The organism is Streptomyces sp. NPDC048521 (genome assembly GCF_043199855.1).
Classification (GTDB): Bacteria; Actinomycetota; Actinomycetes; order Streptomycetales; family Streptomycetaceae; genus Streptomyces.
In genome coordinates, this window is sequence record NZ_JBICWR010000028.1 from 25922 (window position 1) to 46450 (window position 20529).

The 20529-nt window shown below is 73.0% G+C and carries 14 protein-coding genes; 11 read left to right on the forward strand and 3 right to left on the reverse strand.

The features are described from left to right. Positions 1-42 precede the first annotated feature (42 nt). The 3 genes from ACGFRF_RS38645 to ACGFRF_RS38655 all read left to right on the forward strand — a co-directional run bounded on the left by ACGFRF_RS38645 (position 43) and on the right by ACGFRF_RS38655 (position 6851). Positions 43-2310 (forward strand): CDP-glycerol glycerophosphotransferase family protein, encoded by a 2268-nt coding sequence (locus ACGFRF_RS38645; RefSeq protein WP_393748299.1) that lies wholly within the window; start codon positions 43-45, stop codon positions 2308-2310. A gap of 125 nt (positions 2311-2435) precedes the next feature. After that, positions 2436-4637, forward strand: coding sequence for a CDP-glycerol glycerophosphotransferase family protein (locus ACGFRF_RS38650; protein WP_393748301.1), 2202 nt, complete (start codon positions 2436-2438; stop codon positions 4635-4637). 6 nt (positions 4638-4643) lie between these two features. Further along, positions 4644-6851 carry a CDP-glycerol glycerophosphotransferase family protein gene (locus ACGFRF_RS38655; RefSeq protein WP_393748303.1) on the forward strand — a complete coding sequence of 736 codons (2208 nt, stop codon included), beginning with the start codon at positions 4644-4646 and terminating at the stop codon, positions 6849-6851. Between the two features lie 55 nt (positions 6852-6906). Here the strand turns inward: ACGFRF_RS38655 and ACGFRF_RS38660 are convergent, their stop codons facing one another. Next, a complete protein-coding gene (locus ACGFRF_RS38660; RefSeq protein WP_393748305.1) occupies positions 6907-7320 on the reverse strand; it encodes an organic hydroperoxide resistance protein in 414 nt (137 codons plus the stop codon). Positions 7321-7445: 125 nt separating this feature from the next. On the opposite strand from ACGFRF_RS38660, the gene ACGFRF_RS38665 reads away from it, so the two are divergent. Then, on the forward strand, positions 7446-7946 hold the full coding sequence (locus ACGFRF_RS38665) for a MarR family winged helix-turn-helix transcriptional regulator (protein ID WP_393748307.1): 501 nt from the start codon (positions 7446-7448) through the stop codon (positions 7944-7946). Between the two features lie 67 nt (positions 7947-8013). Here ACGFRF_RS38665 and ACGFRF_RS38670 read toward each other — a convergent pair whose 3' ends face one another. Beyond that, positions 8014-9525: a glycosyltransferase family 39 protein gene (locus ACGFRF_RS38670; RefSeq protein WP_393748309.1), complete on the reverse strand. Its 1512-nt coding sequence runs from the start codon at positions 9523-9525 to the stop codon at positions 8014-8016. Between the two features lie 202 nt (positions 9526-9727). On the opposite strand from ACGFRF_RS38670, the gene ACGFRF_RS38675 reads away from it, so the two are divergent. The 3 genes from ACGFRF_RS38675 to galE are packed head-to-tail and all read left to right on the forward strand — an operon-like array spanning position 9728 to position 13727. After that, on the forward strand, positions 9728-10999 hold the full coding sequence (locus ACGFRF_RS38675) for a glycosyltransferase 87 family protein (RefSeq protein ID WP_393748311.1): 1272 nt from the start codon (positions 9728-9730) through the stop codon (positions 10997-10999). 44 nt (positions 11000-11043) lie between these two features. After that, positions 11044-12708 (forward strand): glycosyltransferase family 2 protein, encoded by a 1665-nt coding sequence (locus ACGFRF_RS38680; protein ID WP_393748313.1) that lies wholly within the window; start codon positions 11044-11046, stop codon positions 12706-12708. A 38-nt stretch (positions 12709-12746) separates the two neighbouring features. Further along, the gene (gene galE, locus ACGFRF_RS38685; protein WP_393748315.1) at positions 12747-13727 is read left to right on the forward strand and encodes a UDP-glucose 4-epimerase GalE; all 981 of its coding nucleotides are present in this window, start codon (positions 12747-12749) and stop codon (positions 13725-13727) included. 108 nt (positions 13728-13835) lie between these two features. Here galE and ACGFRF_RS38690 read toward each other — a convergent pair whose 3' ends face one another. Continuing rightward, on the reverse strand, positions 13836-14474 hold the full coding sequence (locus ACGFRF_RS38690) for a TetR/AcrR family transcriptional regulator (RefSeq protein WP_393748317.1): 639 nt from the start codon (positions 14472-14474) through the stop codon (positions 13836-13838). A gap of 203 nt (positions 14475-14677) precedes the next feature. Here ACGFRF_RS38690 and ACGFRF_RS38695 point away from each other — a divergent pair, with 203 nt between their 5' ends. The 4 genes from ACGFRF_RS38695 to ACGFRF_RS38710 all read left to right on the forward strand — a co-directional run bounded on the left by ACGFRF_RS38695 (position 14678) and on the right by ACGFRF_RS38710 (position 20528). Continuing rightward, a complete protein-coding gene (locus ACGFRF_RS38695) occupies positions 14678-15592 on the forward strand; it encodes an ABC transporter permease (RefSeq protein WP_393748319.1) in 915 nt (304 codons plus the stop codon). Continuing rightward, positions 15585-16427, forward strand: a complete 843-nt coding sequence (locus ACGFRF_RS38700; RefSeq protein ID WP_393748321.1) for an ABC transporter ATP-binding protein — start codon at positions 15585-15587, stop codon at positions 16425-16427. Before ACGFRF_RS38695 ends, ACGFRF_RS38700 begins: the two co-directional genes overlap by 8 nt. 226 nt (positions 16428-16653) lie before the next feature. Then, on the forward strand, positions 16654-18867 hold the full coding sequence (locus ACGFRF_RS38705) for a CDP-glycerol glycerophosphotransferase family protein (RefSeq protein ID WP_393748323.1): 2214 nt from the start codon (positions 16654-16656) through the stop codon (positions 18865-18867). Beyond that, positions 18864-20528 carry a glycosyltransferase family 2 protein gene (locus tag ACGFRF_RS38710; protein WP_393748325.1) on the forward strand — a complete coding sequence of 555 codons (1665 nt, stop codon included), beginning with the start codon at positions 18864-18866 and terminating at the stop codon, positions 20526-20528. The genes ACGFRF_RS38705 and ACGFRF_RS38710 overlap by 4 nt, the downstream gene beginning before the upstream one ends. Position 20529: the final 1 nt, after the last annotated feature.

Below are 20529 nucleotides of genomic sequence, written 5' to 3' on the forward strand. Positions count from 1 at the left end.
TCCCGGGCAGAACGCCCGCGCCGACCGACCCATGGATGCCCCTTGCCCAGGTTCAGTGTCATCGTCCCCGCGTACAAGGTCCAGGCGTACCTCTCCGAGTGCCTGGAATCGGTGCTCTCGCAGTCGTATGCCGATCTCGAACTGATCACCGTGGACGACTGCTCACCCGATGCCTGCAGCGCGATCATCGACGAGTTCGCGGCCCGGGACGCGCGCGTGAAGCCCGTGCACCTGGCGGAGAACCAGGGGCTCGGTCGCGCCCGGAACGCGGGGATCGCCGTGGCGGGCGGTGACTACCTGGTCTTCCTGGACAGCGACGACACGCTCACCCCGGACGCGCTGCGCTCGGTCGCCGACCGGCTCGAGGAGACCGGCCAGCCGGACGTCCTGGTCTACGACTACGCGCGCACGTACTGGGACGGCCGGACGGTCCGCAACCAGCTCGCCGGCCAGCTCTCCGAGCAGGGTCCGGCGCCGTTCCGGCTGCAGGACCGGCCGGGGCTGCTCGGGGTGCTGATGGTGGCGTGGAACAAGGCCTACCGGCGGGGGTTCGTCGAGGAACACGGCTTCGCGTTCCCGCCGGGGTACTACGAGGACACCCCCTGGACCTTCCCGGTGCTGATGACGGCGGAGTCGATCGCCACCCTGGACCGGGTGTGCGTGCACTACCGGCAGCGCCGGCAGGGCAACATCCTCGGCACCACCAGCGAGAAGCACTTCGACCTCTTCGAGCAGTACGACCGGGTGTTCGCGTACGTCGAGCAGCGGCCCGAACTGGCGCGGTGGCGGCCGGAGTTGTACCGCCGCATGGTCGAGCACTACGCCGTGGTGTTCACCAGGCGGGGCCGGCTGCCGCGCGGCAGCCACGGCGACTTCCTGCACCGGGCCCGCGCCCACTGCCGCCGCTACCGGGTCCCCGGGGCACGGCTCCGGCTGCGACACACCCTGGTCCGCTACGGCCTGCACCGCACGTTCCGGGCGCTCCGGCTGGCCTCGGCCGCCCGCCGGCGCACGCTGAAGTCGGCCGTGAAGCTGGTCCGCGCCCTGCGGTCGGGGATGCTCCGGCTGCACTACCGCATCCAGCTGCGGCTGCCGCTGCGCGGCGACCGGGCCGTGTTCGCCGCCTCCTGGGGGCGCCGCGACCCGGGCGCGCTGGAGGAGGCGTTCCGGACGCACGCCCCGCACATCCGCACCGCCTGGATCGCCCGCCCCGGGCAGCAGCACACCGTCCCGCCGGGCCCGCGCCGGCTGCGTCCGGGCACGGCCGCCTACTGGACGGCGCTGGCCCGCTCCAGGTACCTGGTGCACGACGCCGGCTTCGAACGCAGGCTGCGCAAGCGCCCCGGCCAGGTCTTCGTCCAGACCCAGCAGGGCACCCCGCTCAAGCGGATGGGCCTCGACCTCCAGGAGCACCCGGCCGCCGCCCGGGACACCGACTTCGAGGAGCTGCTGCGGGGCGTCGACCAGTGGGACTACGTCCTGTCGGGCAACCGGCACTCCACCCTCACCTGGGAGCGGGTCTTCCCCGGCCGCTACACCACCCTGGAGTACGGCTCCCCGCGCAACGACCTCTTCCAGCGGGCGACGTCGGCGGACGTGGCCCGGCTGCGCGAGTCGCTCGGCATCCCCGAGGGCACGGTCGCGATCCTGTACGCGCCCACGTACCGCGACCACCGCCGGACCCAGCGCCCGCTGCTGGACCTGGAGCGGATCGTGCGCCGGCTCGGCCCGCGCTTCGTGATCCTGGCCCGCCCCCATCCCGCGCACGGCGGTTGGCTCGGCGAGGGCACCCGGATCATCGACGTCGGCGGCCACCCGAGCGTGGAGTCCCTGTGCCTGGCCTCGGACGCGCTGCTCACCGACTACTCGTCGATCATGTTCGACTACGCGGACCTGGACCGGCCGATCGTCGTGCACACCGCGGACTGGGAGGCGTACCGGGCCGCCCGTGGCACCTACTTCGACCTGCGCGCCTTTCCGCCGGGCGCGGTGGCGCGCAGCGAGGACGAGCTGATCGACATCTTCGCCACCGGCCACTGGCGCGGCTCGCGCTCCGCGCAGCTGCGGGCGGCGTTCCGGGAGCGGTTCTGCCCGTACGACGACGGACGCGCCGCCGAGCGGGTGGTCCGGCGTGTGGTGCTGGGCGAGACGGCGGGGCTGCCGGAGGTCGTACCGCTCGCCCAGCGCAAGCCGGTGCCTTCGGCCGCGTCGGCGTCGGCGTCGGCGTCGGCCGCGTCGACGTCGGCGCACCGCCCGCCGGCCGCCGTGCCGCAACCTTCCGGTGCCCGCCCCGTCACCGAGAGCCGCTGAACGCCGTTGGTCCCTTTGGGAGTTCCCATGCCCCTCGGCTCGACGCGGCCCACCCCGAGCCGGCCGTCCACCTGGCGTCCGGCGGGACGGCCCGGCCGCGCCCGCAAGACGACAGAAAGAACAGAATGCCCCGCTTCAGCATCATCGTCCCGTCCCACGGGGTCACCGGCCGGCTGTGCCAGGCGCTGGACTCGGTCCTCGGCCAGTCCTTCGGCGACCTGCAGCTGATCCCGGTCTGCGACGCCCCCGACGCCCCGGCCGCCGCGGTTGCCGCCGGGTACGCGGAGCGGGACTCCCGGGTGACCCCGGTCCACTCGCCGCCGTCCGCCGGTCTGAGCGGGGCGCGCAACGCCGGGATGCGGGCGGCGACCGGCGCCTATCTGCTGTTCCTCGACGGCGACGACCTGCTGCTTCCGGGCGCGCTCGCGGCGCTGGACGCCCGCCTGGCCGAGACCGCAGGCGTGGACGTGCTGTACGCCGAGCACGAGCGCGCCCCCTGGTGGGAGGGCGAGTCGACGAATCCGACCGCGCCCCTGTTCGCCAAGGCCCCCAAGGGCCCTTTCGCCCCCGCGGACCTGCCCGCACTGACCGGTGTGCCGCTCCCGGCGTGGAGCGCCGTCTACCGCCGCGGTTTCCTCACCGAGCATGAACTCGCCTTCCCCGAGGGCCACTTCACCGATCTCGGCTGGGGCGGGCTGATCACGGTCGCCGCCGAGCGGATCGCGGTGCTGCGCCGCGTCGTCGTACGCCACCGGCTGCGCCGGCAGGGCAGTCGGCTCAATCTGCCCGGGCCGCACCAGCACGCCCTGCTCGACCAGGTGGAACTGGTGCTGACCCGGGCGGCCGAGCGCGCCCTGCCGGCCGAGCGGACCGGGCCGCTGTTCGAGCAGCTGTTCGCGGTGGTGCTGAAGACGGCGTCCCGCCCGGAGCGGCTGCCCTCCGGGCACCGGGCGTTCTTCCGCCGGGCCGGCCGTCTCTACCGACGGCACCGGCCCACCGGCTACCGGGCACCGGGCGGCAGCCTGGGCGTGCAGCACCGGCTGCTGGCGGCGGGCGCGTACACCGCCTTCCGTGCCCTGCGCGGCGCCAACCAGGCGGCGGCACGCTCGGCCGATGCCCTGCCCCGCCCACGCATGCTGCGCACCCGGCTGCGCTACGCGCGCGACCTGCGCCGCCCGCTCGACCCCCGTCTCGCGGTCTACTGCGCCTACTGGGGCCGCGGCTACGCCTGCAATCCGGCCGCGATCCACGCCAAGGCCCGCGAACTCGCCCCGCACATCCGCTCGGTGTTCCTGGTCGAGGCCGATCAGGCCCACGCGATGCCCGAGGGCGTCGAGTACGCGGTGATCGGTTCGCGCCGCTACTGGGAGGTGCTGGCCCGCGCCACGTACCTGATCAACAACGCCAACTTCGCCGAGGGCGTCGTCAAGCGGCCCGGCAGTGTGCATCTGCAGACCCAGCACGGCACCCCGCTGAAGACGATGGGCGTGGACCAGTCGACGTATCCGGTGGTGGCCGCGCAGTCCGGCAGCTTCACCAAGCTGCTGGGCCGTGTCGACCGCTGGGACTTCAACCTCTCCGCCAACCGCCACTCCACCCAGATGTGGGAGCGCGCCTTCCCCGGCTCGTACGAGCATCTGGAGTACGGCTATCCGCGCAACGACGTCTATTACACGGCGACCGCCGAGGACGTCGCCCGGGTCCGCCGGGAGCTGGGGGTCCCGGAGGGCAAGACGGCCGTGCTGTACGCGCCGACCCACCGCGATCACCACACCGGCTTCGAGACCGGACTGGACCTGGAGGCGTTCTGCGAGGCGGCCGGCGAGGACGTCGTCGTGCTGCTGCGCGCCCACTACTTCTACGACCGGGGCCGTCCCGAGGGCTCCGGCCGGATCATCGACGTGACCGCGCACCGCTCCTCCGAGGATGTGTGCCTGGCCGCGGACGCGCTGGTCACGGACTACTCGTCGATCATGTTCGACTACGCCAACCTGGACCGGCCGATCGTCGTGTACGCCGACGACTGGGACGTCTACCGGGAGACCCGGGGCGTCTACTTCGACCTGCCGGCCGAGCCGCCCGGCCCGGTCGCCCGCACCCCCGAGGAACTGGCCGCCGTCTTCCGCGACGGCTCGTACGCGGGCCCGGAGGCCAGAGCGCTCAGGGCCGCGTTCCGTGAGCGGTTCTGCGAGTTCGACGACGGGCGGGCCGCCGAGCGCGTCGTCCGGCGGGTGCTGCTCGGCGAGCCGCCGGAGGCGATCGCGCCCGTGATCCCGCTCGCGGAACGCGTCCCCGCCCCCGCCGCCGCGACCCTCGTGAGGAGCTGACCCGCCGTGCCCCGCTTCAGTCTGATCGTGCCCTGCTTCAAGGTGCAGGGCTTCCTGCGCGAGTGCCTGGACTCGGTGCTGACACAGTCCTTCGACGACTTCGAGCTGATCGCCGTGGACGACTGCTCCCCGGACGGCTGCGGCGCGATCCTCGACGAGTACGCCGAGCGGGACCCGCGCGTGCGGGTGCTGCACCTGCCGGAGAACGTGGGCCTCGGGCGGGCGCGCAACGCGGGCCTCCCCCTCGCCGGCGGCGACTACCTCTTCTTCCTCGACAGCGACGACACCCTCACCCCGGGTGCCCTGCGGGCCATCGCCGACCGGCTGGAGGAGGCCGCCGACCCGGACGTGCTGGTCTTCGACTACGCGCGCACCTACTGGTGGGGCGGCACCCGGCGCAATGTGCTGGCCGACGTGCTCGCCGAGGCCGGCCCGGGCACCTTCACGGCCGCCGAGTACCCGCGGATCCTCGACCTGCTGATGGTGGTGTGGAACAAGGTCTACCGGCGGGAGTTCGTCGAGGAACACGGCTTCGCGTTCCCGCCCGGCTACTACGAGGACACCCCCTGGACCTTCCCGGTCATGCTCAGCGCCGGGCGGATCGCCACCCTGGACCGGATCTGCCTGAGCTACCGGCAGCGCCGGCAGGGCAACATCCTGTCCACCACCAGCCGCAAGCACTTCGACATCCACGACCAGTACGCGCGGGTCTTCGCCTTCGTGGAGCAGCGCCCGGAACTGGCGAGCTGGCGGCCGTACCTGCACCGCAAGATGGGCGAGCACTGCCTGGACATCCTGGCCAAGCCGGACCGGCTGCCGCCCGCCGACAAGGCGGAGTTCTTCCGGCGTACGGCGCGGATGTTCCGCACGCACAAGCCCGAGGGCGCCCTGGTGGACGGCGAGGTGGCCGTGCTGGAGGGTTCCTGGGCGGGCTACCGGCTGAGGCGGCAGGCGGCGCGGGTCGGGCGGGAGGCGGCACGGCGGGCGGACCTGGCGCGCCGGGCGGCGGCCGCGCAAGCCCGTACCGGCTGGGCGTCCCTGCACGCGCACCGCCCGCTGGACGAGGATCTCGTGGTGTACTCGGCGTCCTCGCACCGGGGCGTGCTCGGCGACCCGGCGGCCGTCTACCGCAAGGCGCGCGAGATCGCCCCGCGGCTGCGCGGGGTGTGGGTGGTGCGGGACGCGGAGACCGCCGGGCAGCTGCCGCCCGACGTGGAGCACGTGATCGTGGGCTCCCGGCGCTATCTGGAGGTCACCGCGCGGGCGAAGTTCTTCGTCAACGACGTCAACTGGCCCGGCACGCTGGCGAAGCGGCCCGGCAGCGTGCACATCCACACCCACCAGGGCACCCCGCTGAAGTACATGGGCGCCGACCTGCTGGACAAGTCCGGCGCCCGGCTCGGCTTCGACGTGCCGCAGATGCTGCGCCGGGCCGACCGCTGGGACTACAGCCTGGTCGCCAACCGCCACTCGGAGCTGGTCTGGGAGCGGGCCTACCCGTGCCACTTCACCTCGGTGCGCACCGGCAGCCCGCGCAACGACGTCCTGGTGAACGCCGGTCCCGGTGACTTCCGGCAGCGGCACGGCATCCCCGAGGACCACACGGTCGTGCTGTACGCGCCGACCCGCCGGGACTACCGCCGCAGCGGGCACGTGGACCGGTTCGACCCGGCCCGGTTCGCGGCCGACCTCGGCGAGGGGCACACCCTGGTGGTCCGGCTGCATCCCTCGCTGGCGAACGGTCCCGCGCGGGGCCTGGGCCTGGCCGAGCTGGCCCGGCGCGGGATCGTGATCGACGCGACCGACGAGCCGCGGGTCGAGGAGGTCCTGCTCGCGGCGGACGTGCTGGTCACCGACTACTCGGCCGTGATGTTCGACTACGCCAACCTCGACCGGCCGATCGTGGTGCACGCCGACGACTGGCCCGCGTACACCGCGAGCCGGGGCACCTACTTCGACGTCACCGCCGAGCCGCCGGGCCATGTCACCGGCTCCTACCGGGAGCTGGCGCGGCTGTTCGCCTCGGGTTCGTGGCGGGACGAGGAGTCGGCGCGGCTGCGGGCGGACTTCCGGGCCCGGTTCTGCGAGTACGACGACGGGCGCGCCGCCGAGCGGGTCGTACGGACCCTGCTGCTGGGCGAGGCGATGCCGGACGCGGCGGCGGTACGCATCCCGGGGCAGGCCGTCGCCCGGGACGCGCTGACGTCGGCGTAGACGCGGAAGGGCCGGCCCCGTCCCCGGGCCGGCCCTTCCGCGGCGCACGCGGCGCCTACTCGATGACGAGGTCGACGTCGATGTTGCCGCGGGTGGCGTTGGAGTACGGGCAGACCTGGTGGGCGGCCTCGACCAGCTTGCGGCCGGTCGCCTCGTCCACGGTGCCGGGCAGCTCGACGCGCAGCGTCACCTTCAGCCCGAAGCCCTCGCCCTGCTTGCCGATGCCGACCTCGGCGGTCACCGACGCGTCGCTGACGTCCACCTTCGCCTGGCGCCCGACGAGCCCGAGGGCGCTGCCGAAGCAGGCGGCGTAACCCGCGGCGAAGAGCTGCTCGGGGTTGGTGCCCTGGCCGTTGCCGCCCAGCTCCACCGGCATGGCCAGGGCGACGTCGATCTTGCCGTCCGAGGAGACGGCACGGCCCTCGCGGCCGTGGGTGGCGGTGGCGACAGCGGTGTAGAGCGCGTCCATGGAAGAACCATCCCTCTCGATGTGGGGTGCGGTGCGGGATCCGTTTGCGGTCCGTTGCGAGCACAAGTAGAGCACACGATTCAGTTGTGCACAACTAAATGGCTCACCAGAGCTACCCTGGATGCATGACCGTCTCGCCGACCCCGCAGACCGCCGCCGCCTCCGACACCGACTGGCTCCGCCTGGACCGCCAGATCTGCTTCTCCCTGCACGCCGCGTCCCGCGCCTTCAACGGCGTCTACCGCGTGGTCCTCAAGGATCTCGGGCTCACCTACCCGCAGTACCTGGTGATGCTGGTGCTGTGGGAACAGGGCGACCTGCCCGTCAAGAAGCTCGGCGAACATCTGCGGCTCGACTCCGGCACGCTCTCCCCGCTGGTCAAACGACTGGAGGGGGCCGGTCTCGTACGCCGCGAGCGCAGCGCGCGGGACGAGCGGTCGGTCCAGGTGCGGCTCACCGAAAAGGGCGTGGCGCTGCGCGAGCGGGCCCTGGAGGTGCCGCGGCGGATCGTGACGGCGACCGGCTTCGACCTGGCGGAGATCGGCGAACTGCGCGATCGGCTCGACCAGCTCACCACCGCGCTGGACGCGGCGGCGTCGGCGGAAGCGGACGGCGCCCGGCCTTAGGGCCTGTCCGACACTTCCCGTCCGCCGCGCTTCGGGCGACGCCGTCGATTGCCAGACGGCCCCGGTCCTAGCCCCGGCGGGCGTAGAGCCGTACGGTCACCCCGTCGCGCACGACCTCCTCGCGCCCCGCGAACTGCTGGTCCAGCACGGCGAGTTTGGCCCGCTCGGTGGGGTTGCGCGGGGTCCAGCGGCCGGCCAGCAGCGCCTGATCCGCGACGACCCACACCCGGTCCAGCCGGGCCAGCCTCCGGCGCAGCTCACCCGGCCCGGCCTCGCGCCCGTACAGCGTCCCGGACGCGGCGGCCCCCTCCACCAGGGCCACGTCCCGCGTCCCCCGGAACGCCCCCGGGTAGGTGAGCGCCGCGTTCCGGGTCTGCGCCGGCAGGAACAGCACCGGGTCCCCGGGCGCCAACTCCCGTGCGGCGACCCGGGAGACGGCGGCGAGATCGTCGGGCCGGGTGTCCGGGCTGCGGTCGGCACGGAGGAGGGGGATGTGGTGCAGGAGGGCGAGGGCGACGGCTAAGACGCCCGCGAGGGTGACCACCTGAGGCGGCGGCACCAGCAGAGGGTGCCTTCTCGGCCGGCCACCGGAGCGCAGGCGGCCCACCACCCCCGCCGCCCGCTCGGCACCGGCGGCGACCAGCAAAGGCGCCCCCGAGAGGGCATACAGCACGTACCGGTCGACGTACAGCGGCGAGAACTGCGACGCCAGCATCAAGGTGACCGGCGGCACCACCGCCAACGGCAGGGCCACCCCCGCACAGGTGAGCTCACCGCGCCGGCCCGCCAGCCCCGCCAGCCCGAGCAGAGCCAGCACGAGACACACCCAGTACACCCCGGACTCCTGCCCCAGGAAGCCCCGCCAGAGCCCTTCCGCCGTGGCCGCCGTAGGCCGCCGCAGCCAGGCGACCTGCGCCGCCTGCGACCGTGACACCAGGATCATCGGCAGCAGCGAGAGGACGACGGCGCCGCACGCGCGCCCCCAGCCCCGCCACACCCGCGCCCCGGTCCGGGCGAGCGCCAGCGACACCGCGTGCGCGAGCAGCAGCAGGACCGCGAACTCGTGCAGCCAGCAGGTGAGGCCGAGGACGGTGCCGTAGGCCCACCACGAGCCCCCCTGCACGGCCCGCACGAACAGCAGCGTCGCGCCCGTGGCCCCGGCCGCCACCAGGGCGTACGAGCGGCCCTCCTGGGCGTAGTGGCCGACCATCGGCGTGACCGCGTACAGCAGCCCGGCCCATAGCCCGGCGCGCGGCCGCAGCAGGCGGGCGCCGAGCGCGGCCACCAGGGCGGCCGTCACCGCCGCCGCGCACACGGACGGGAGACGCAGGACGACCTCGCCGGGGTGGACGGTGAGGACGGCGTGCATGAGGAGGTAGTACAGGCCGTGCACCACGTCCACGTCGTGCAGCAGCCGCCAGATCTGTGGCACCGTGCGGCGTCCGACCTGGAAGGTGACGGCCTCGTCGCGCCACATCCCGCCCCGGTCGAGGCCCCAGAGCCCGATCGCGAGTATCGCCAGGGCCGCCGGTGCGCACACGGCGGCGGAACGGCGGGCCCGCGCCGCACGGCTCGGCACGCGGTCCGGCGCACCATTCGGCGGCTGCGTCGTTGCACCGGTAGACGCGACAGCTTTCGCTCCAGCCGCCCGGCGCGACTGCGGTTGCACAGGAAGCCCGACGTTCACCACGGCCCGATCTTTTGCGATTAGCCAATCTTTGCCCCGCATCGACGGCGTATCGGCATGGATACACCATCCGTAACGCTTAGGCTCCCATGTGATGAACCGTCTCCGTGTCACCCCCGGCCCGGTCCTCGCCCTCACCGCCCTCTGGCTCGCCGCCCGTGCCCTGACGCTGTGGCTGCTCCTGCACGACAGCGCCCCGCTGCTGGGCGGCGGTTCGGTGGCCCGTGAGGTGTGGCGGCTGTACTTCCACTGGTACGGCGTCCTCGCGCACGGCTCCTTCCCGGCGCACGACACGCTGTGGCAGTACCCGCCGGGCGCGGGCGCGGTGCTGCTGGCGCCGGGTCTGCTGCCGGGGCTGACGTACTTCCAGGCGTTCGTGGTGCTGACGCTGGCCGTGGACGCGCTGATCGCGGCGGTGCTGGTCCGCGCGGGCACGCGGCCGGGGCGGAGCCTGCTCGGCGCGGCCCTGTGGACGGGCGGCCTGCCGCTGCTGCTGCACCTCCCGCTCGCCCGGTACGACGTGGCGGTCACCGCCCTGGCCGTCCTCTCCCTGCTGACGGTGTCGCGTTCCCCGCGCGCGGCCGGGGTGTTCGGGGCGCTGGGCGCGCTGGTGAAGGTGTGGCCGGCGCTGGTGCTGCTGGGCACGCCGCCGGGGCGGTCGACCCGCACGGCGTGGGCGTGGGCGACGGCCGCCGGGACCGCCGCCCTCGGAGTTCTCGCCGTCTTCTTCACCGCCCCGCTGTCCTTCCTGCGGGAGCAGGGCGGCCGTGGGGTGCAGATCGAGTCGCTCGGCGGTACGGCGCTCAACCTCGCGCGGCACGCGGGCTGGAGCGGCCGGGTCCGCTACCAGTACGGCGCGATGGAGCTGGTCGGCCCGCACGCGCACGCCGTCGCGAGTGCCTCCCTCGCGCTCACGGCGGTCGCCTTCGGGCTGCTGGTGCTGTGGCGGGTGCGGGCGGCCCACTGGAACGAGGCCACCCCGTACGACGCGGCGCTCAGCGCGGTGCTGCTGTTCACGGTCACCAGCCGGGTCATCAGCCCGCAGTACATGATCTGGCTGATCGGGCTCGCCGCCGTGTGCCTGACCTCGCGGCGCACGAGCCAGCGGCCGGTGGCGGTGCTGGTCCTGGCGGCGTCCGCGCTGAGCACGGTGGCGTACCCGATGTGCTACCGCGAGGTGGTCGACGGCAGCTGGAGCGGCTGCCTGCTGATGCTGGCCCGCAACGCGCTGCTGGCGGCCGCCGCCGTGCTGTCCTTCGTGCGGGTGTGGCGGGCCGCGCGGCCACCGGCCGGAAAGAACGCGCCGACGACGCAACCCCGGCCCGGTTCCGACCGTCTTCCGGATCGAGCGCTGACCACCTCTTAACGGGGTATTACCGAATATTTCTACGCCCCCGGCCCGTGGACCCCATGCATCCAGACACGCCAGATCCGACCGACACGCCAGATCCGACCGACCCGTCGGACCGGTGCCCGACGCCGCAGGTCGCCGTCGTCGTCATCGGCTACGACGACCGCGCCCATGTGGGCGACGCGGTGCGTTCCGCGCTGGCGCAGGGGCCGGCGGTCGCCGAGGTGATCGCCGTGGACGACTGCTCCACCGACGGCAGCGCCGAACTGCTCGACCGGCTGGCCGCCGGGGAGCCCCGGCTGCGGGTGGTGCGCCGGGGGGTGAACAGCGGCGGCTGCGGCAGCCCCCGCAACACCGGGATCGACGCGGCGACGGCGCCGTACGTGATGTTCCTGGACAGCGACGACGTCCTGCCGCCGGGTGCGGTGGAGGCCCTGCTGGCCGCGGCCACGCGGGCGCACGCCGAGGTCGCGAGCGGACTGTGTGTGCGCCGGGAGCTGCCGTCGGGACGCGAGCAGCCCTGGCAGGAGTCCCTCTACACGGCGCACACCGTCCTGGCGCGCCCCTCCCAGCGCCCGCGGCTGGTCCACGACACGCTGTGCGTCAACAAGCTGTACCGCACCGACTTCCTGCGCGAGCACGGCATCCGCTTCCCCGAGGGCCGCTTCCTCTACGAGGACTTCGTCTTCACCGCGCGTGTGCTGGCCGCCGGCCCGCGCATCGCGCTCGTCCCGGACCGTGTGTACGTGTGGCACGTGCGCCGGTCCGCCGAACAGCTGTCGCTCTCCCTGGACCGGGAGCGCATCGACAACTGGAAGGCGCGCGTCGAGGCCTGCGCGCTGGCGTACGACATTCTGCTGGGCGCCGGGCAGAAGGAGCTGGCGCGGGCGGCGCGGGCCAAGTTCCTCGACCACGAGGTGCGCATGTACGCGCGGGAGCTGGGGCTGCGCGACGCGCACTACCGGCGCGCGTGGTGGACGCACACCCGCGAGTACCTCGCGCGCTACGCCGCCGTCGACCGGGAGATGGACCCCACCTCTCCCGGTCGCCTGGTGGCGCGGGTCGTCCTGGCGTCCCCCGAGCCGCGCGATCTACCCCGCCTGCGGGAACTCGCCGCCCGCCCGGCACGGCTGCTCCCGCCCTGCGCCCGCACCCCCGACGGCGTCCCCGTCTGGTCCCCCGACCTCCCGCAGGTCTCCCTGGCCCAGCTGCTAACCCGCCCCACCGGTGCCCTGCCGCTCGCGGTGGACGCGGAACTGCGGCCACGCGCGCGTGGGTCGCTGCTGCGCCTGCGGCTGCACGAGCTGTACGGGAGGGTGGCCGAGGCGGGCCCGCGCGAGCTGGACGTGCACTGGCACTCCCGGGAGGACGACCGGACGGTCGCGCGCACGACGACCGCCCTCGCCCCCTCCGGCACGGACACCTGGTCCGCCGAGGTGCCCGTCGACCTGGCCGGGCTCGGCGAAGGCACCTGGGACCTGCGGCTGACCCTGCGTTTCGCCGACGGCGCGCACCGGGAGGTCACGGCGCACGCACTGGCGGGCGCCGGGCGCCTGCGCCGGCGCGCTGTCCCGAGCGCCCGGTACGGCGTACTGCTGGTGCAGCCGTACGCGACCCACTCCGGCGCGCTGGCGCTGCGCGTGGCGCCCGGAGTGCGCGGGGTCGTCAGGGTGGCCCGCGGCCGGCTGCGCCGCCTGCTGCGCCGAGCGGCACCGGCTGCTTGACTGGGACACCCGGACACCTCACGAGGGGACGGCCGCACATGACCTGGCTGATCACCGGCGGCGCCGGATACATCGGGGCGCATGTCGTACGGGCGATGACCGAGGCGGGCGAGCGCACGGTCGTCTACGACGATCTGTCCACGGGTGTCGAAGAGCGCGTACCGGCGGAGGTCCCGCTGGTGCGGGGCTCGACCCTGGACGCGGACCGGCTCTCCCGTACGCTCGCCGAGCACCAGATCACCGGGGTGGTCCACCTGGCGGCGAAGAAGCAGGTGGGCGAGTCGGTGGACCGTCCGCTGCACTACTACCGCGAGAACGTGGAGGGGGTGCGCGTCCTGCTGGAGGCGGTCACGGCGGCGGAGGTCCCGTCCTTCCTGTTCTCCTCGTCGGCGGCCGTCTACGGCATGCCGGACGTCGACCTGGTGACGGAGGAGACGCCCTGTCACCCGGTGTCCCCGTACGGCGAGACGAAACTGGCCGGCGAGTGGCTGGTCCGCGCCACGGGCCGGGCGACCGGCCTCGCCACCGCGTCCTTGCGCTACTTCAACGTGGCGGGCGCGGCCGCACCGGAGCTGGCCGACACCGGCGTCTCCAACCTCGTCCCGATGGTCTTCGAGAAGCTCACGGAGGGCGCGCATCCCCGCATCTTCGGCGACGACTACCCGACCCCGGACGGCACCTGCGTCCGCGACTACATCCACGTGGTCGACCTGGCCGAGGCCCATGTGACCGTCGCCCGTGCGCTGGGCTCCTCCCCCGGCACCGAGCTGACCCTGAACATCGGCCGCGGGGAGGGCGTCTCCGTCCGCGAGATGATCGACCGCATCAACGCGGTGACCGGCTACGACCGCCCCCCGACCGTCACCCCGCGCCGCCCCGGCGACCCCGCCCGCGTCGTCGCCTCCGCCGACCGCATCGCCACGGAACTGGGCTGGCACGCCAAGTACGACGTCCAGGACATGATCACGTCGGCCTGGGAGGGCTGGGTCCGGCTTCATCCTGAGGCGGCGCGGTCCTAGCGAACCCGCCGTTGCCACCGCGGACCGCCGCGACTGTGTGGCCGGCCGGTCCAGTTCCGCGCGCCCCGTGGGGCGCCGCAGCCGGGCCCGGCGCCGCACCGCCCACCGTCACAACGCCTTGAGCGCCCCCGCGGTGGCCCGGGCCAGCTTCTCCAGGTAGCCCTTGGGGGGCTTGGGGGAGCGGATCACCACCGAGCGCCAGTAGAGGGGGCCGGAGATCAGGTCCAGGGCCAGGTCGGGGTCGACGCCCGCGCGGATCTCGCCGCGCTGCTCCGCCGCCGCCACGATCCTGCTCGCCACACTCTCCTGACCGTCCCTGAGGGCCTTCTGGAAGGCCTCGGCGATGTCGGGATTGCGGGCCGCCTCGGCCTGCAGGTCGGGGATGATCTGCGAGGCGACCGGGTGGCGCAGGGCGCGGGACGTGACCTCGTAGAGCAGGCGCAGGTCGCCCTCCAGGGAGCCGGTGTCGGGCACCGGGAAGCCCAGCACCGCCATCGCCGAGACGACGTCCAGCACCAGGTGCAGTTTCGAACGCCAGCGCCGGTACACCGCCGTCTTCCCGACGCCGGCCCGGCGGGCGATCCCCTCGATGGACATGCGCGCGTAGCCGACGGCCGCGAGTTCCTCGAAGACGGCCGCGCGGATGGCCTCGGTGACGTCCTCCCGGAGCACGGCGGCCCCGGCGGGGGCCCGGCGGCGCGGACGCGTCGGGGGCTCGTCGGCGGACTCGTCGGCGTTCGTCGTCATGCCGCACAGCATAGGGCGTTACGACGAAACGGTTGCGTTCCGACGCTCGTTGGGCCTACGCTCGCGTTGCGACGATACGGTCCCGTCCCGACGTAAGAGAACGTGAAGAGAAGCGTAAGGAAACGCCGGACGACGGGAACGGACGCGGCACCTCCGGCGACAGCCGGACGCAGCACCCCCTCCCCCGAGCGAAAGCAGCGGATGTGAGCCAGGTCCTCCACACACCGCCCCCGACCCAGGCCCCGGCCGACGAAGACCTCGCGGCACTGGCCGCCCGGTACGGCCTCTCGGTCAGCGGCGCCCGCCCCTCCCTGCCGGAGTACGTCCGCCAGCTGTGGGACCGGCGCCACTTCATCACCGCCTTCGCCACCGCCAAGCTGACCGCGCAGTACAGCCAGGCGAAGCTCGGCCAGGTCTGGCAGGTCATGACCCCGCTGCTGAACGCGGCGGTCTACTACTTCATCTTCGGCGTCCTGCTCGGCACCAAGCAGAACGTGGCCGACTACGTGCCGTTCCTGGTCACGGGCGTGTTCATCTGGACGTTCACGCAAAGCTCGATCATGGCGGGCACCCGGGCGATCTCCGGCAACCTCGGCCTGGTCCGCGCGCTGCACTTCCCGCGCGCCGCACTGCCGATCTCCTTCGCCCTCCAGCAGCTCCAGCAGCTGCTGTTCTCGATGGCCGCGCTGCTCGTCATCCTGCTCTGCTTCGGCGTGCCGGTCACCGCCTCCTGGGTGCTCGCGATCCCCGCGCTCGTCCTGCAGTTCACGTTCAACGCCGGCGTGTCGATGATCATGGCGCGGATGGGCGCGAAGACCCCGGACATCGCGCAGCTGATGCCGTTCGTGCTGCGCACGTGGATGTACGCGTCCGGCGTGATGTGGAGCATCGACAAGCTGGCCAACAAGGACGACCTGCCGCGCATCGTCACCGCCCTGCTGCAGATCAACCCGGCCGCCGTCTACATCGACCTGATGCGGTTCGCGCTGATCGACAGCTTCCGCGCCGACTCGCTGCCCCCGCACGTGTGGGCGGCGGCCACCGGCTGGGCCCTGCTCGCCGGGGTCGGCGGCTTCATCTACTTCTGGAAGGCTGAAGAGAGGTACGGCCGTGGCTGAGCGGACCAGCGCGAAGATTCCCACCGTCGTCGCCGACGGCGTCGACATCGTCTACCGGGTCAACGGCACCGGCGCGGGCCGCGGCTCCGCCACCGCCGCCCTCAACCGCATCCTGCGCCGCAAGCAGGCCGAGAAGGCCTCGGGCGTGCGCCGGGTGCACGCGGTGAAGAACGTGTCCTTCGCCGCCTACAAGGGGGAGGCCATCGGCCTCATCGGCACCAACGGCTCCGGCAAGTCCACCCTGCTCAAGGCGATCGCCGGGCTGCTCCCCGTGGAGAACGGCCACATCTACACCGACGGCCAGCCCTCCCTGCTCGGCGTCAACGCCGCCCTGATGAACGACCTGACGGGCGAGCGCAACGTCTTCCTCGGCGGTCTCGCCATGGGCATGTCCCGGGAGCAGGTCAAGGAGCGCTATCAGGACATCGTCGACTTCTCCGGGATCAACGAGAAGGGCGACTTCATCACCCTGCCGATGCGCACGTACTCCTCCGGCATGGCCGCCCGGCTGCGCTTCTCCATCGCCGCCGCCAAGGACCACGACGTCCTGCTCATCGACGAGGCCCTGGCCACCGGAGACCGCTCCTTCCAGAAACGTTCCGAGCAGCGGATCCGCGAACTGCGAGCGCACGCGGGCACGGTCTTCCTGGTCAGCCACAACAACAAGTCGATCCGCGACACCTGCGAGCGGGTCCTGTGGCTGGAGCGCGGCGAGCTGCGCATGGACGGGCCGACGGAGGAGGTCATGAAGGAGTACGAGGCCTTCACCGGCGACAAGAAGCCGGCCGCCAAGAAGCCCGCGCCGGCAGCTGACACCGCGAAAGCGGGCGCCTGAGCCGCAGACGCCGCGGCACCAGGCACCACGCGACCGGACGCCGCCGCGGCGAACGCCGCGAAAACAGACGCCCGCAAAGGGGACACACCGCAACCGAACGCGCCGAAAGTCGCTCTTCCTTCCTGAGTCCGGTTCTTACCACCCGCGTGGTTATCCCTTTCATCCACTTAATGACGCTATGTTAGGAAGGATGCCAGGAGCCGACGAGCCGAAGGAGTCCCCTGCGATGCCCCATCTCAGCGTGATCGTCTACGGACCGAACGCACAGGGGCATCTCACCGAGCTGCTGGACTCCCTGGAGGCCCACCCGCTCCTCGATGCCGAGGTGATCGTCGCCGCGGTCGGCGACTGGGCACGGGAGACGGCGGAAGGCCACGCCCCGGAGACGATCGTGGTGCCGTTGCCGGACGGCACCGGTGACGCGGCGGCGCGGGCGGCCGGCGCCGCCCGCGCGTCCGGCCGCTGGCTGCACTTCGTACGCGCCGAGGACGGCCTGCCGGCCGGCGCGCCCCGCCTGATCGCCGAGCGGACCGCCGAGCTGGACGCCACAGCCGCCCCGGACACCCCGGTGGACGTGCTCCTCTTCGACCATGTCACCACCACCTGGCAGACCGCCGCCTCCCCCTCCCGCGACGGCCGCTTCCTCGCCGCCGTCGGCCGCGAGAGCCTCACCCTGGACCAGGCCACCGACCTGCTGCGCCTCGCCCCGCTGCTCGGCAACCGCGCCCTGCGCGCCGACTTCTGGCGAGCGCACGAGGAGCAGCTCACCACCGACGACGAGCCGCACGCCGCCTACGCCGCCCTGCTGCACGCCGGCCGCGTCGCCTGCCTGAACCAGGCGGCGTACGAAAAGCGCGTCCTGCGCCCCGAGAGCCTGCCGCCGCGCGCCCCCGAGGACCGGCTCGCGCTGATCGACCGCTACGAGTCCCTGCTGTCGCTCGCCAGGGACCGCCGCGCCGCCCGCAGGGTGCTGTACGTCCTGATGGTGCGCGACCTGCTGCGCACCTTCGCCCGCGAGGACCTGCCCGATCCCGTCGCCCGCGAGTTCTTCCGCCGCGCCTCCCTCGCGGCGGTCCGCTGGCGCCCCGAGGGACACCAGCGCCCGGCGGGCCTCGAGGGCGTACGCCACGCCCTGCTGGAAGAGGGCGCCTACACCAAGTACCGGGCGTTCCAGGCCGCCAACCGCACCCGCCGCGCCGCCCGCAAGACCGTACGCAGCCGCAAGCGGCAGTTGAGCGCCAAGGTCCGCGACCACCAGTACCGCCGCGCCCTGAGCCGCCCGATCGACCCCGACCTGGCCGTGTTCGCCGCCTACTGGGACCGCGGGGTCGCCTGCAACCCGGCCGCGATCGCCGCCAAGCTCGCCGAACTCGCCCCGCACATCCACCAGGTGTGGACGGTGTCGAAGGAGAACACGGCCCTGCTGCCGCCCGGCACGGACCACGTGGTCCCCGGCACCCGCCGCTACTGGGAGACGCTGGCCACCGCCAAGTACCTGACGACCAACGTCAACTTCCCCAACGCCGTGGTCAAACGACCCGAGGCCATCCACCTGCAGACCCACCACGGCACCCCGCTCAAGCGCATGGGCCTGGACCAGAGGGACCACCCGGCCGCCGCCAAGGGCCTGGACTTCGCCGCCCTGCTGGCCCGCATCGACCGGTGGGACTACAGCATCAGCGCCAACAGCCACTCCACACGCATGTGGGAGCGCGCCTACCCGGCCCGCTACACCTCCCTGGACTACGGCTATCCGCGCAACGACGTCTTCTACACGGCCACAGCCGCCGACGTCCGCGCGGCCCGCGAGCGCCTCGGCATCGCCCCGGGCAGAACGGCCGTCCTCTACGCCCCCACCCACCGCGACTACGAGGCCGGTTTCACCCCCCGCCTCGACCTCGCCGCCCTCGCCGACCGCCTCGGCGAGAACACGGTCCTCCTCGTCCGCGCCCACTACTTCTACGGCGGCGCCGCCTCCCCGCTGACCGGCCTGCGCCGCTCCGGCCGGATCATCGACGTCTCCTCCTACGACCCCGTCGAGGAACTGTGCCTGGCCTCGGACGCGCTGGTCACGGACTACTCGTCGATCATGTTCGACTACGCCAACCTGGACCGGCCGATCGTCGTCTACGCCGACGACTGGGAGACCTACCGGACCACCCGCGGCGTCTACTTCGACCTGATGGCGGAACACCCCGGCCAGGTGGCCCGCACCCAGGAGGAGCTGACGGAGATCTTCGTCTCCGGCGCCTGGCGCGACGAGAACGCGGCGAAGGCGCGGGCCACGTTCCGGCGCCGGTTCTGCGAGTACGACGACGGCCGCGCCGCCGAGCGGGTCGTACGGCGGGTGTTCCTCGGCCAGCCCGAGGAGGCGCTGCCCCCGGTGCTCCCGCTGGAGGAACGCACCCCCGCCCCGACCCCCGAGGAGGCCACGGCATGACGACTCCCGACGTCACGGTCACGGTCATCGTCTACAACGACGCGGCCCGCCTCCCCCGCGCGGTCGCCTCCCTGCGCGCGCAGACCCACGCCGACATCGAGATCGTCATCAGCGACGACCACTCCACCGACGACACGCCGTCCGTGGCCCGTGAGTTGGCGGCGCAGGACCACCGCATCCGGTACGTGCGCCTGGCGGAGAACAGCGGCGGTTGCAGCGCCCCGCGCAACCGGGCCATCGAGATCGCCCGGGCGCCGTACCTGATGTTCCTCGACAGCGACGACGAACTCCCGCCCCGTGCGGTGGAGTTGCTCCTCGCCGCACACCGGGAGCGCGAGGTCGACTTCACGATGGGCGCGGTACGGCGGGTACGGGTGGACAACGGGCGCCGCTCGACCTGGATGCCGCACCTGGTGTCCGAGCGCCGCACCCTGGAGGGCATCGAGGCCGACCCGAGGCTGCTGTTCGAGCACCTGTCCACGAGCAAGATGTACGCCCGCTCCTTCCTGGACCGGCACCGGCTCCGCTTCCCCGAGGGCATCCACTACGAGGACCAGCTGTTCTCGGCGCAGGCGTACTGCCTGGCGGAGGCGTTCACGATCATCCCGGACCCGGTGTACGTCTGGTACATCGAGCCGTTCGCGGCCGCGGACTCCGCGTCCATCTCCAACCAGCGGCACAAGATCTCCAACGTCCGCGACCGGGTCCACGTCCAGCATCTGATCGACGACTTCCTGGTGAGCAGCGGGCACGCGGCGATCCGGGAGGACAAGGACTTCAAGTTCCTCAAGCACGACTTCCGGATGTACGCCGGCGACCTGCCCTACCGGGACGAGGAGTGGCTGCGCTCCTTCGCCGAGATCATGAACCCGTACCTGGACACGCTGGCACCCGGCGCGTACACCCGGCTGCCCCGCCCGGAGCGGGTGGTGCTGCAGCTGCTGCGGGACGGCCGCCTGGCCGACGCCCGGCTGGCGGCGCGCGGTCTCGGGCACGGGGTGGCGCCGCGGCAGGTCACCACGGACGACTCCGGGGCCCCGTACTGGGGCGACCGCGTCCCGGACTCCGAGCAGGCCCGGCGCGAACTCGACCTCTCCGACCTGGAGCTGGACACGCGGCCCTTCCCCAGCGCCCAGTTCCGTCACGAGATCACCGAGCTGACGCCGGGCCCGGGCGCCTGCCTCACCGTCACCGTCCGCACCTACGACCCCGGGCTCCGGCTGCCCGTCGGCCCTCAGCGGGCCGGCCTGCTGCTGGCACCCGGCGGACGCCGCATGACGGTCCCCTTCCGGCTGGACCCGGTCCGCCCCGGCGTCTTCGAAGGCACCGTCGAGCTGGACCTCGCCTCCGCGCCGATCCCCCTCCATGGCTTCGAGGGCGTACGGCACCCGATGGTCCGCCTCCAGCAACAGGGCCTGTCCCACTCGGGTCTGCTGCTGGCCCCGCTGGACTTCCCGACCCGTACGGCCCGCATCGACTACCACTCGGGCACCACCCCGCACGAGGTCACCATCGAACCGGAGGGCCGCAACCCCGGCCGTCTGCAGCTCCGCTGGCGTCCGGTGGGCGTGACGGCCCGGGTGATCCGCCCCGTGATCCGCAGGATCGCCCGCCCGAGGATCCGCAGAGCGGCCAAGCTGGCGTCCAGCTTGCTGAGGTGAG

What these genes read in the sequence shown, in the direction of transcription:
- ACGFRF_RS38665 (WP_393748307.1), top strand. Translation starts at nt 7,446, where the DNA reads ATGACCGTCTCGCCGACCCCGCAGACCGCCGCCGCCTCCGACACCGAC.
- ACGFRF_RS38710 (WP_393748325.1), top strand. Translation starts at nt 18,864, where the DNA reads ATGACGACTCCCGACGTCACGGTCACGGTCATCGTCTACAACGACGCG.
- ACGFRF_RS38680 (WP_393748313.1), top strand. Translation starts at nt 11,044, where the DNA reads ATGCATCCAGACACGCCAGATCCGACCGACACGCCAGATCCGACCGAC.
- ACGFRF_RS38660 (WP_393748305.1), bottom strand. Translation starts at nt 7,320, where the DNA reads ATGGACGCGCTCTACACCGCTGTCGCCACCGCCACCCACGGCCGCGAG.
- galE (WP_393748315.1), top strand. Translation starts at nt 12,747, where the DNA reads ATGACCTGGCTGATCACCGGCGGCGCCGGATACATCGGGGCGCATGTC.
- ACGFRF_RS38675 (WP_393748311.1), top strand. Translation starts at nt 9,728, where the DNA reads ATGAACCGTCTCCGTGTCACCCCCGGCCCGGTCCTCGCCCTCACCGCC.
- ACGFRF_RS38690 (WP_393748317.1), bottom strand. Translation starts at nt 14,474, where the DNA reads ATGACGACGAACGCCGACGAGTCCGCCGACGAGCCCCCGACGCGTCCG.
- ACGFRF_RS38650 (WP_393748301.1), top strand. Translation starts at nt 2,436, where the DNA reads ATGCCCCGCTTCAGCATCATCGTCCCGTCCCACGGGGTCACCGGCCGG.
- ACGFRF_RS38705 (WP_393748323.1), top strand. Translation starts at nt 16,654, where the DNA reads ATGCCCCATCTCAGCGTGATCGTCTACGGACCGAACGCACAGGGGCAT.